Here is a 12304-nt window from a genome sequence, read left to right as displayed (position 1 = left end):
GGCGAGTCTTTTTGGCAGATTCTGAATTTTTAATTTTTAATTTTTCATTTTTAATTGAGATTATTTTCTCTTTCAAAGCAATTAGTGATGGATGTACCCTAAGCTGCAGAACAGTATATACCTTTTTTCCGTATTCTTTCTCTAATAATTCTAAAGCATCTAGATTCCACGGATTTAGAACTAATGGCTTTTCACAAATTGCATCCGCACCGGTACGAAGTGCAAAACGTATATGTGCATCATGAAGATTATTAGGAGAACATATTGAAAGATAATCGAGATTAAAATTTTTATCTTTTCTTTTAAGCATCTCGATATGCCGATCAAACCGCTCGAACTCGGTAAAGAATGCAGAATCAGGGAAATACTGATCGAGTATTCCAACTGAATCATGCGGATCCATAGCGGCAATCAAATTATTTCCCGTCTCTTTAATTGCTTTTAAATGTCTTGGAGCTATATAACCGGCAACACCGGTAAGTGCAAAATTCTTCATCCCAAACCTTTAACAATCATTTTTTTATTATTCCCAATCATTCCAATATTCCAACTTAGTGCTGAGCGACAGTCGAAGCACCTTACAATTAATTTATCTTCTATCGATTAGTATTTTTGCTCACCTGGAAATGAAATTATTAGGGAAGATTTTTTTGAGAAAGATAATCCAAGATATCGTTCAAATATTTTTCTAATTCTTTTTTCCGATCAAAAAGTAAATTTAATTTTTCAGACGTTTCAGTATTATCTTCTTCATAATCATGCGAAAGTTCGTTTCTTAAATCACGTAGTTCTTTCCATAAATTATAATCCTCAATTATTTCCAACTGCTCTAGCCTATTAAATATAGGGTATCTCTAAAAACTCAAATGTGATCTGCGAAAATCCGTTTTATCCGCGTTTATCAGCGTTCTATTTATTTAAAAAAATAGTTTTTAGAGGTGCCCTGTATATAAACTGGTCAATGTGTTCAATCTCATCATCTGTCAATTCTGCAATTTTTACCGGTGTGAATGGTAAAGCAGAAACAATCTTTAAGTATGCGCTGTTCATTCTCGCATTGTGTTTTTTACATTCATTAATAACAGAACGTAAAATGTAACTCTCTTTTTTCACAAAGCTATACCTTCAGTTTGAGCGATTGTATAGATTAATTTATTTGTTCTAAAATTATTTATAACAATGTCGAATTTTTGTTCACCAAGTTGATTACTAAGAGATTTTAGCATTCTAAGTTTCTTTTGCAAAATATCTTTATTCGTTTTAGTTTCAATATATAAATCAATATCACCGCCTCTTTTAGAATCATTAGTTCTTGAGCCGAATAAGAATACTTTAGCATCTGCACCAAAACATTCCACCGTAATTTTTTTTATCGATTCAATTTCTTGTTTCTTTAGTCTCATCGTTTGTTTTCTCTAATTATCTAATATAAAATAACAATAAACATAAACTAATAAAATCTTTAAATTCATCCATGCTGCCATCCATTCATTCATGCAATCATACCTTCACTCATCTCTCTTCACTCTTATCCTTCCTACTTGCGCTGAGCTTGCCGAAGCAACAACATTTTGAGTCCCGAATCTCATTTTCTTGAAAAATATCGGGACGAAATCCCGTTACCATTTTCTTTTTCAATACGGGACCACCATTCATGCATTCATTCCACCATTCCATTCTTCCATCCAGCCTACGGCTGGCAAGTTTTCCATTCATCCATGCAACCAATGCACCCATTCAATCATGCATCCATGTATCCACTCATATCTCATCACTCTCATCCTTCCTACTTGTGCTGAGCGAAGTCGAAGCACACTCACAATCTAAAACTAACCGCTGCTCCACCTGAAAAATATTTTTTATCCATCAATCCGGCAAGAAGTTTAATATGGTTTAAGACTTTGATTCGAAATCCGCCGTTTGGACGCTCTCCATCATATTCCATCATTAATTCTAATGAATTAAAAAAATTAATTGATAGACCTCCAAACAAACCTACAAAATTATACGTATGTGCTTGTAGAATATCTAAACCATAACCGGCATGAATAGAAAAATTGTTTAAAATGTTTGACGGTATATTGAAATTCTTTGTCCCAACTAAATATAAAGCATTATTATGAATTGCCTCAGTCCCACCAAAAACCGTTAACGCATCATGTAATCCTACTACTATAGCCGGTATAATTTCCTTTTCTTCAATTATTCTTATTCTTCCGCTGAAGGTTCTATCGCCAATACCCTGCGTTGAAACATTAGTGTTAATAAGTCGAGTAATTTTAATATTAAATTCTACAAACGGAAGAAAAGTAAATGTTAAATAAGGGGTAAGAGCATCTCTTTCATAACCGCTGAATGATACTAACTCCTTGCTAACAAAATTTGTTCCTATTAAAACTGTTCCGTCTTTCTGCATCTCGGCAGTTGGAATGAAGAATAGTCCAGTTGTGCCTTCAAGGGTTTGGGCGGGTGTTGAGTTATATACATAAAATATTATTAAAACTATAACCAGCTTAGGGCTAAGAGCAGAGAGCATAGTTGTAATTAATTGTTGAGTGATTTTTGAAAGTTAGTAATTTTACGACATAAAATATCTAATTGTTCTAGTAGTAAATTCATTTTATTTTCTTCAATAAGGTTTCTTCGATTAAGAATAATTAAAATATTGGCATTTTCAAAGGTTGATCTTCTACTGATATTTAGAAATTGAAAAAACTCTTTTCTTGAATTTGACCCTGAGCCCTCTGCTATGTTATTGCTCATCGACATTGCAGCACCTCTTAACTGTTCAGAAAATCTATATAGTTTTTTCTGTTCCAGGTTATCTGCGATATCACAAAGTTTATCTGCAATATCAATAGCTTCTTTCCATATTTGTAAATCTTGAAATCTAAACTTAGCCATTCACTCTATGCCCTATGCTCTCTGCACTCTGCTCTTCGCTCTCTGCACCCTACTCTCTGCCCTCTGCACTAGTCTTTCTCAACTCAGTACGCGTTTTTGTCACCTTTAATTAGTAGCCAAATTGTTAGAAATATTATTTGTATATCAAGTAGTAAAGACCAATTTTCAATATACCACAAATCATATTCAACTCTTTTTTCCATTAAAGTAATATCCGATGTTTCACCACGGTAACCATTAACTTGTGCCCACCCGGTTATTCCTGGTTTTACTTGATGGCGCAGCATATAATGTGGGATTAAGTCCTTAGTTTCAAGATTATGACGGATAGCATGTGGGCGTGGACCTACAACAGACATCTCCCCCTTAAGAACATTTAAGAACTGCGGAAGTTCATCAATATTAGAACTTCTAAGGAATCTCCCTAATCTGGTCATACGGGGATCATTCGGTTTTGCCTGTAAAAATTTACCATTTTTATCATAGTCCTTCGAAGTGCAAATCATGCTTCTGAATTTAAATACAGTAAATATTTTCTTGTCTCTTCCCCACCTTTCCTGCTTAAAAACTGCCGGACCTTTGGAATCAAGTTTAATTAATAATGCAATTAACGGGTATAACCATGACAATATGAAAATAAATATCCCAAGACTAAAAGCAATATCAAAAAGACGTTTCCAAAAACGCCAATGGAATTGATCAATTTTTTCGCTTTTAATTGCAATTACTGGAAATTTCCCGAACATGGTGATGTTATATTTTGACGACGCAAACCTGAAATAATCCGGAATTATCCTTACGTTTTTTCCGCTAACTTCACATGTGTGTATAACTTCTAGAAGCTTCTCTGTAGCATAGTTCGGTAGAGCTACTATTACATTATCAATGTTATATTTTTCTAATACCTCGCTTAATTTACTTACCTGACCTAAATACTTACTCTCATGCATCGGTATCTCAAAATCATCTAAAAATCCTACTACTTTATAACCGAAATGAGGATTATCTTTTATTGTATAAAAAAATTTCTTTCCAACATCCCCCGCACCTATAATCAAAATAGAACGTATATTTCTCCCCCTTTTTCTTAAACTATCTAAAACCTTACTAAATAAAAATTTTTCTGTTATAAGAAACAGAAACAAGAATAATCCATTGTATAGGACAAATAATCGTGAGAAGGTTATCTCTTTAATTAAAAAAATAAGCACTATCGATACTAATATTTGTACTAAGATATTTTTTATCAGCACAACTAATTCAAATGAAAAATTCCGCGACCTGAATTCATCATATAAGTTTGTTGAATGAGTAGAAATAAACCATGTGAAAAGAAGTAATAACAAGAGTAAGATTTCATTAACTTTATGCGTATATAATATCTCTTCTCTACCTGTAGATATTATACTGTCAAGAAGGAATATAAATATTATACACGCATAATCGAAAAATTGTCTGAAAAAATGAAGATAAGTTCGGTTTGTCAACATAATAGTTTGTGTGAGGTGTTACTGCTTAGGATCGATAAGAGACTGGTAATAAAAGAACTTGATACTCAATACTTTTTTTTATCATTCTTTACCTGCTCTTCAATCCATCTATACGTTTTTTCAAGTCCTGCCCTTAACGGACTTGATGGAGACCAGCCGAGTTTTTCTTTGATAAGTTTATTATCTGAATTCCTACCTCTAACACCTAATGGACCAGATATATTTTTTATCAATAATTCTTTGCCTGCAATTGACATAACAATCTCAGCAAGACGGTTTATTGTAACCATTTCTTCAGAACCGATATTGACAGGACCATCAAACGTATTTGAGTCCATCAGTTTTCTAATTGCTGTTAAACACTCATCAATATAGAGAAAAGACCTTGTCTGTTTACCATCACCCCATATTTCAATCTCTCCACCATTTTGTGCCTCAGCTACTTTGCGGCAGATTGCAGCCGGAGCTTTTTCTTTACCGTTATTCCATGATCCTTCTGGACCAAAGATATTATGAAATCTGGCGACCTTAACATTCATTCCATAATTTCTTTTGAATGAAAAATATAACCTTTCACTAAAGAGCTTCTCCCAACCATATTCACTATCTGGAGCGGCTGGATAAGCGGATTCTTCTGAACATTTCGGATTATCCGGGTCCATCTGATTATATTCTGGATAAATGCAAGCTGATGATGAATAAAAGATTTTTTTTATTTCCGCTTTTTGCCCATAGTGCAATATATTCAAATTAATTGTCGCCGAATTATGCATTACATCCGCATCATGCTCGCCGGTAAAGATATAGCCTGCACCGCCCATATCAGCAGCAAGCTGATAAACTTCATCAAAAGGACGATCTAGTATTCCTTTTACTATTTCTTTATTCCTAAGATCACCGATGATAAATTCATCAGCTGGTAATGGCGTAAATTCATGATGTTTTAAATCAACCCCTCTTACCCAGTATCCTTTCTCTTTTAATCTTTTAACAAGATGTCCACCAATGAATCCGCCCGCGCCAAGAACTAATGCTGTATTCATGATTTTATCCTATTGAATATTATGATAATTTATGACGATAAAAAATTGGAATGAATTTAAATGCCCTTAAATATCTAGGTAAAAAAACTTTACGATTACTTAGAATTCTAAATAACCAACCAAGATAATATTTGTCTATTTTATAATTTATTTTAGCTTGCTCTCCTGTAAAAAAAGCAAGTGCCGCTCCTGTGCAAAGAATAGTTGTAGTAAAAGTCAGATTTTTCTTTAAATAATTTCCAAGTAATTCTTGTTTGCCTCCTGCAATACCAATAATAATAATTCGTGGTTTAATGAATTCTAATTTTTCTAACAATTTAGCATCATATATTTTACTGTGACAATCGTAAAAGGGAGCGATATAATTATGGAAATTATCCTCATCAATTTTTGTATTATTTAGGATAAATGTTCTATTTAGTACAGTAGAATTTTCATTTGGGTCAATAAAAAAAATTGTCTGCTTTTCTCTATTTAGGTAGTCTATAAAATCCTGAATGAGTCTATAACCACTATATTTATATACTTTAATGAATTTTGTCCTGCAAAGGAGTGCAAAAAATGAGCTGTCAATAATTGAAAAATCTGACTCTCTAAGAGATTCATAATAAGATTGATTGTCATAATTTTCAACTAAAGCCGGTGCTGCTGGTGCCATTACAAGTTTAGCTTTTAAAACATCATTTGGGAATGAAATATTCTTTTTATTAATAAATTTTATTTCATTCCAAAAAAAGTATTCTCTATTTTTTATAATCTTTCGGATCATAATTTAACCAACTGATTGTTTTTTTAATTCCATCAATTCTTGTTACTGGCAAATCCGGGACTAAAGCTTTTATTAAAGATAAGTCACATATATTATCTATTGTCATATTTCTTAAACGAAATGAAGTCATCGGGAAGTCAATACCAAATCTTTTCAAGATGTCTCCCGCAATTGCTAATATCTTTAAAAAAATATAAGGGATAGTTTTAATTCGATAATTGTACTGAGCCGCAATCTCATCAGCCCACTCTTTAATATTATACGGCTCATAGTCTCCTAGATAAAATATTTTTTTTATGACCAGTTCATTAGTAAGTAATAATTGTTCAATTTGGTAAATAGTATTATCGATATATCCATAAGTTTTAGTACATACTTTTGAACTGATATGAAAAAAAGCTCTCTTCTTTAATAATCTAAAAAAAAGGGCATATGGTTCACCAAACCAAGGACCCCAGATAGATGACGGTCGTACAATTAACCATTCATAATTCTGGATTGAATTCTGAACTATCATTTCACCAATAGCTTTACTTTCCCCATAAAGTGTATGTGGTGTAAAATCATCATAACTTTTAGGCATGTACCCAGGTTGACAAACATACATCGAAGAAACAAAAATCACCCGTTTTAATGATTTAATTTCGTTCAAGGCTTCAATCATATTTTTAATGCCAGTAGTATTTGTATCATAGTCTTCAAGGCAAGTACCATTTAAATCTGTCCTCGCAGCTAAGTGTACCGTATAATGTGGTGAGAAATCAAGAATTGCACCAAAAAGATTTTTTTTATTTCTAATATCACATTGTTTCCAGAACTTAAAATGCAATTTATTTTTTGGCTCGGAAATATCAATATTTAATACTTCGTAATTATCGTATAAAAATTTTTCAATTAAATTTGTACCTATAAAACCAGAACCCCCTGTTACTAATATTCTAATTTTATTTGATGTCATCTTATTTTTCGATCCTTTTAAATAGTGCATCTATTTCAATAATCCTATTATCATCACCATAATTAAATCCGACTGGTGCTATTAGATTATAGCCTAAAGCATTTAAGTATCTATTCATATCATGAAACAACAATTGATCTTCATATAACTTTTCAAATGCTAGCTCTAATAATATATAATCAATATTTTTTAACGTTTTTAATGCACCTTTTAATACCTTATCTTCTAATCCCTGAACATCTAGTTTTAATAAAATAGGGTATTCAATATTCAGAGAATTAAATATATCATCTAATTTTTTAATTAATGCCTTGCCTACAAGTATTTTCGATTTCTTATATATCGTGTTATTATTTTTAAAATTTATTTTCGAAAATGAGCTTATTTGATCAAAAGAATTTTCATAAAATTCAAGCTCACCATTAATATCGCCTAAGCCAAAGTTAAAAAGCTTAATATTTTTTTTTGCGCCCATGTTTTTCAGAAGATGCTGATAAGTTAATTCTGAGGGTTCAAATGAATAAATATTTGAATTCGGATAATAACAACTAGCCGCTAATGCAAACTGGCCTTTATTTGCTCCAACATCTAATATTGTATTTATCTCTTTAAAATATTTTTTTAAGTTTTCAACATTTCTAAAAGAGGAAAGTGACACTGGTTGTTTTTTTAATAAACAACTTATAACCTGTGGATTTATAAAAAACCTGATGAAATTTTTAATGGCCTTCAAAATTTTACTTCATATTATGAGTTAATATTTTAGAATAGAATAGCTTATAGTTACTTGCAAGATTGGTTGGTAAGTATTCTTTTGCAAGCATAGTGCTTTTCTTTTTCATCCGTAAATACTCATTTCTATCATAAAGGAACTCTTTTATTTTTTCACAAAAGCTTTCTACAGAATAATCACAAGCTAGTCCGCCACCATTTTCTACAATGTCCTGCCACAAATATACATTTTTACTAATTAGTACCGGCAATCCATAATAAAGTGCTTCAAAAATTGCTAATCCAAAATTTTCATTCATAGAAGGTAATACAAAAAGATCCCCTCCAAGAAAGGCATCAGCCTTTTCTTGTTGCAATACCATTCCTGAATAAATGACCTTATTTTGTAAATTATAAAATTTAATCCAACTATGTAGTTTATTCAAATAATCTTTGTCTCCGCTACCAGCGATAAACAGTTTTAGAAAAGGGAACTCCTCATGAATCCTTGAAAATCCCTCAACAATTATATTTAATCCTTTTTTATAATTAATACGAGAAATAAATAGCAAAACAAAATCACCTTCTTGATAATTATATTTTTTACGAAATCTTTCTCTAGAACCTTCAATTTGATCAATTATTATTGGTAAAGGTAAAACATTTATAGCAGCATCAGAATTGTACGTTTCTAATTTTTCAATTTCTTTTTGTGAAGTACAACATATTGCGGTTGCATAATCTAGAAGTGATTTAATAAATATTGGGCCCAATAATTTTTTTAATATTGATTTTTTTTTTAAATCGAATGGGTCTAAAGAACCGTGTGGCCAAAGTATATACGGAATATTATTTTCCTTTGCAATTTTTGCAGAAGCATAGCCAATAAGGGTCCACACACTATGTACGACTAATAGATCATATTCACAAATGTTTTTCTTTAAAAATTGAATTGCTCCTTTTGACCTGTTAAATCTTTTAGGAAAACTTTTCTTAAACAAAAAAAAACCAGTATTATAAAAATCCGCTTCTTCAAAGTTTGAATGGCTTGAAAGTATGTCGTGGTTAACTTGAATTTCATTCTCCAATGCTATTAAGCCTTTGAGAGCGGTTGGCAAACCTCCAAGATTAGGATCCAAGCTCTGGATCACATGCAATACTTTCATTCAAATTATTCTTTTAGGATGTTGTAATTGGTCTATTAATCTTTGGTACAGTACGGATGGTTGTGTTAACCAATGTAAAATATAAAATAAATAATTTATCAAATTATTTTTTTTAGTAAACTTATTTTTTTCGTAAAGTCTTAAATAAAACTTGTCAAGTTTGGGAGAATAAGATTTTTTGCCGGAGATGGAATCCGGATGTAACCTAAATGAACTTAAAATATCGTTAACAATTTTTAATTTGGCTCTATTTTTTAGCATTTCAAATATAAGTTCACCATCCCAGGCTATATCATTATTCACATTGAAGCCTCCAACTTTTTCAAAAATTGTTCTTCTAAAAAAAGTAGATTGTTGAATTAAAACAGCATGACGTCTTAAATATTTTAAAGGTGTCATATAATGAGAAAAACATTTTTGTAATTTTTTACCTTGTTGATCAATGATATGGCAATGTCCCGCTATAATGTCAGCTTGTGGGAATTCAGAAAAATATTTTTCAATTCTTTTCAGTGCACCGGGTTCTAAAATATCGTCTGCATTTAAATATCCCCAAATATCCCCAGTAGCATAAGAAAACCCCTTGTTCAGTCCATCTGCTGGACCTAAATCTGGCTCAGAAATAAATCTGTCTATTTGATTTTCATATTTCTTAATTATATCTATACTTGAATCGGTACTATTAGCATCTACAACTATATATTCTAAATTAATATTGCTTCTCTGTTGAATAACAGATTTTATCGCCGATTCTATAAATCGTGCCTGATTATAAGAAATAGTAACAATTGAAAACTTCAATTAGCTGGCTCCATTAAACGGTGGTGATTATTAAAGTAAATAAAAATAAATGCAAAGGTTAGTGCGTTCAGAATGCGTGCACCACCTCCAAAGGGAGAAAATAGAATAGCCCATAGTGTGTTAAATATTAGGAAGACAATTAAAATATAAACTTTATCTTGGAATCGATTTCTAAATATGACTCTTAGTGAAGTTAATAAAAACGTTGCTTGGAAAACAAAAAAAACAAAACCAAATATTCCGGCTTCAATCCATGCTTGGACAATTTGAGAGTGGACTTGAATACTGTTTGCTTCTGGCATATTGAAAAAATAATCAAGCCCAGCTGACGGAGTCCAACTTCCTCCATACTCATATTGTAAATATACCCATTCACTAAATAATTTATCACTTCTTGCCCAAGATCCTAATCCTATTAATGGCGATTCCGATATTGCTTTCAATCCTACTAACAAACCAGCTATTCTGAAGGAATCACCACCTATTCTCCGATCCGCTACTAGTTTATTCGGGTTTTCAATCGAAATTAAATTTTGAGAAAATATATATATAAATGTAAATAGAAACACCGTTGTGGCTATAACCAAATTACGTTTAAATAAATAAATTGCTTTCCCTACCGATTCGTATTTTTCTTTTAATTTAATAAATAATAAAGTAAATATTATTAATAAACCAAGACTTCTAAAGTCTAATAGAATATTTAGTATAGTAAGACTTATTAACAATATCGTTGAATATTTTCCATTTGCTTTTATGATAAGATATAATGCAAAAAAAATTATTGGTGTGGCAAAACCAAATTTCCAAGCGAAATATTGTAATCCGTTGTTCAATACATATATAATTAATAACGAAAAAACACTTCCTAAAAACCAATAAAGTAAATTGTTAATTCTTTGGATACCTATCTGATATAAACCTAAAAAATTTGACATAAAGAATATAGCTCTGCTCCATCCACGTGCATAGTCGTAAAAATCTGTACCACGATAAATATCAGAGATTATTAAACTTAACATATATAAGGCCCATAAGAAGATAAAAATTTTGATTCCTCTATTGGACTTTATATGATAATTTATTCGGGAAAAAATAAATTTTAAAGCAAAAAATAAAAGAACAAACTCCCCAATATATATGCGTCCCAATAAAACATATTCAAACCACGTAATAGAACCTAATAAAAAGAATTTTAAATATGACAAACTCATTCCGTATTCAAAACTGAATTGTATAATTTAATAATTTTCTTTTTATAAACGGTGCTATTATAATTTTCTTTAATAGTAATTCTTGAGCTTTCTCCAAATTCTTTTATTTTATTTGTATTGTTAATAAAAAAGTACAATGCATCCTTAAGTTTCTCTTCATTTCCCGGTTCTATAATTATTCCATGTGCCATATTTTTTACTACAGAATCAGCCTGTGGTGTTGTTATAATCGGCATCCCTGCAGCTATAGCTTTAAAAATTACTCTTGCAGATCTTTCAGCCAAAGTTTGGAAAATAAAAACATCATTTTCTAGCATTAACGTAGCTAATTTATCTCTTGTTATAGAACTAAGAAGTTGTATCTTTTTATTTTTGAGCATTTCACAATACTTTTTATTGAACGTGCTATCTATTTTACCAATCAAAGTAAATTGAACATTCTCAGAAGCGACTTTTGCAAAAACTTCAATTAAAAAGTTAGCACTTTCCCTTTTATTTATAAAACCTGAAAATAAGAATCCACAATTTTTCCTAACTAGATATTTTGAAGGAGAATAATTATTAAGATATTTTTTCAAAATTTGAATTGAGACTAATATATATCACAAATATTTCGCATACATAATAACTTTTAAGCTAAGTAGTATACTAGGTAAAAAGGAATTAATATTTATATCCTAATTCCGCTATATAAACGAATAATATTTTCTCTATAATTAATTGAGCAATAATTGTCTTTAATTTTTTTGCGTGCAGATAATCCGAGGATTTCACTCTCTTTAGGATTAGTAATTAAATAATTTATTCTATCGACATAATCTATAATATCATCAGTTTGACAAATAAAACCGTCTTTGCCGTCTTCAATAACGCTTCCAGAATTTAGTGTTGTGATAACTGGTTTTGCAAGAGCCATTACCTCCATCACAATGCGGGCTGATCCATCTAACAAACTGGGGTATAAAAAAATATCCGCATTAAGTATATTTTGAATCAATTCTTCATAATGTAATTGCGGTTTAATCAAGACGTTTATAGGTAAATTTTTAATTAATTCATCTGTATCATCAGCATGATTTCCAATGGCTATGAAAGATATGTTGTTATAATTCATGAATCTTTTGGCAATCTCAAGAAAAATATGTAATCCTTTAGATTTTGTTAATAGGCCAATAAAAAGAATAATTATTTTTTCACTAGATTTATTATTAATAATTTTAATATTTAAAAGTTTTTCTGGAATACCCA

17 protein-coding genes are annotated in these 12304 nt (G+C 30.8%); all 17 read right to left on the bottom strand.

Features of this window, described 5'->3' with window-relative positions; translation table 11 throughout:
- Positions 1-496, bottom strand: a 496-nt coding sequence (locus AB1349_10555; GenBank protein MEW6557780.1) for a Gfo/Idh/MocA family oxidoreductase, incomplete at its 3' end; no start/stop codon positions are given.
- Between the two features lie 139 nt (positions 497-635).
- A complete protein-coding gene (locus AB1349_10550) occupies positions 636-824 on the bottom strand; it encodes a hypothetical protein (protein ID MEW6557779.1) in 189 nt (62 codons plus the stop codon).
- Between the two features lie 85 nt (positions 825-909).
- Entirely contained in the window at positions 910-1050 is a 141-nt protein-coding gene (locus AB1349_10545; protein ID MEW6557778.1) for a hypothetical protein, read from the bottom strand.
- Positions 1051-1109: 59 nt separating this feature from the next.
- Entirely contained in the window at positions 1110-1403 is a 294-nt protein-coding gene (locus AB1349_10540) for a nucleotidyltransferase domain-containing protein (GenBank protein MEW6557777.1), read from the bottom strand.
- 109 nt (positions 1404-1512) lie between these two features.
- Positions 1513-1737 (bottom strand): hypothetical protein, encoded by a 225-nt coding sequence (locus tag AB1349_10535; protein MEW6557776.1) that lies wholly within the window; start codon positions 1735-1737, stop codon positions 1513-1515.
- Positions 1738-1816: 79 nt separating this feature from the next.
- Positions 1817-2536 carry a YjbH domain-containing protein gene (locus tag AB1349_10530; protein MEW6557775.1) on the bottom strand — a complete coding sequence of 240 codons (720 nt, stop codon included), beginning with the start codon at positions 2534-2536 and terminating at the stop codon, positions 1817-1819.
- An 8-nt stretch (positions 2537-2544) separates the two neighbouring features.
- On the bottom strand, positions 2545-2904 hold the full coding sequence (locus AB1349_10525; protein MEW6557774.1) for a four helix bundle protein: 360 nt from the start codon (positions 2902-2904) through the stop codon (positions 2545-2547).
- Between the two features lie 83 nt (positions 2905-2987).
- Positions 2988-4394 carry an undecaprenyl-phosphate glucose phosphotransferase gene (locus AB1349_10520; GenBank protein MEW6557773.1) on the bottom strand — a complete coding sequence of 469 codons (1407 nt, stop codon included), beginning with the start codon at positions 4392-4394 and terminating at the stop codon, positions 2988-2990.
- A gap of 65 nt (positions 4395-4459) precedes the next feature.
- Complete coding sequence (locus tag AB1349_10515) at positions 4460-5437, bottom strand: NAD-dependent epimerase/dehydratase family protein (GenBank protein ID MEW6557772.1); 978 nt, start codon at positions 5435-5437, stop codon at positions 4460-4462.
- Positions 5438-5456: 19 nt separating this feature from the next.
- Complete coding sequence (locus AB1349_10510) at positions 5457-6206, bottom strand: WecB/TagA/CpsF family glycosyltransferase (protein MEW6557771.1); 750 nt, start codon at positions 6204-6206, stop codon at positions 5457-5459.
- The gene (locus AB1349_10505; GenBank protein MEW6557770.1) at positions 6181-7164 is read right to left on the bottom strand and encodes an NAD(P)-dependent oxidoreductase; all 984 of its coding nucleotides are present in this window, start codon (positions 7162-7164) and stop codon (positions 6181-6183) included. Before AB1349_10505 ends, AB1349_10510 begins: the two co-directional genes overlap by 26 nt.
- A 1-nt stretch (position 7165) precedes the next feature.
- On the bottom strand, positions 7166-7897 hold the full coding sequence (locus AB1349_10500; protein ID MEW6557769.1) for an FkbM family methyltransferase: 732 nt from the start codon (positions 7895-7897) through the stop codon (positions 7166-7168).
- Between the two features lie 4 nt (positions 7898-7901).
- Positions 7902-9041 carry a glycosyltransferase gene (locus tag AB1349_10495; GenBank protein ID MEW6557768.1) on the bottom strand — a complete coding sequence of 380 codons (1140 nt, stop codon included), beginning with the start codon at positions 9039-9041 and terminating at the stop codon, positions 7902-7904.
- Complete coding sequence (locus AB1349_10490) at positions 9042-9842, bottom strand: glycosyltransferase family 2 protein (GenBank protein ID MEW6557767.1); 801 nt, start codon at positions 9840-9842, stop codon at positions 9042-9044.
- On the bottom strand, positions 9839-10864 hold the full coding sequence (locus AB1349_10485) for an O-antigen ligase family protein (protein MEW6557766.1): 1026 nt from the start codon (positions 10862-10864) through the stop codon (positions 9839-9841). Before AB1349_10485 ends, AB1349_10490 begins: the two co-directional genes overlap by 4 nt.
- A 188-nt stretch (positions 10865-11052) precedes the next feature.
- Positions 11053-11634, bottom strand: coding sequence for a glycosyltransferase (locus tag AB1349_10480; protein ID MEW6557765.1), 582 nt, complete (start codon positions 11632-11634; stop codon positions 11053-11055).
- 92 nt (positions 11635-11726) lie between these two features.
- On the bottom strand, positions 11727-12304 hold a 578-nt coding region (locus AB1349_10475; protein ID MEW6557764.1), incomplete at its 5' end, for a glycosyltransferase family 4 protein.

The organism is Elusimicrobiota bacterium (assembly GCA_040757695.1).
GTDB lineage: Bacteria > Elusimicrobiota > UBA8919 > UBA8919 > UBA8919 > JBFLWK01.
Note: the sequence above shows the minus strand (reverse complement) of the source record. Positions and strands in the feature narration are given on the sequence as shown.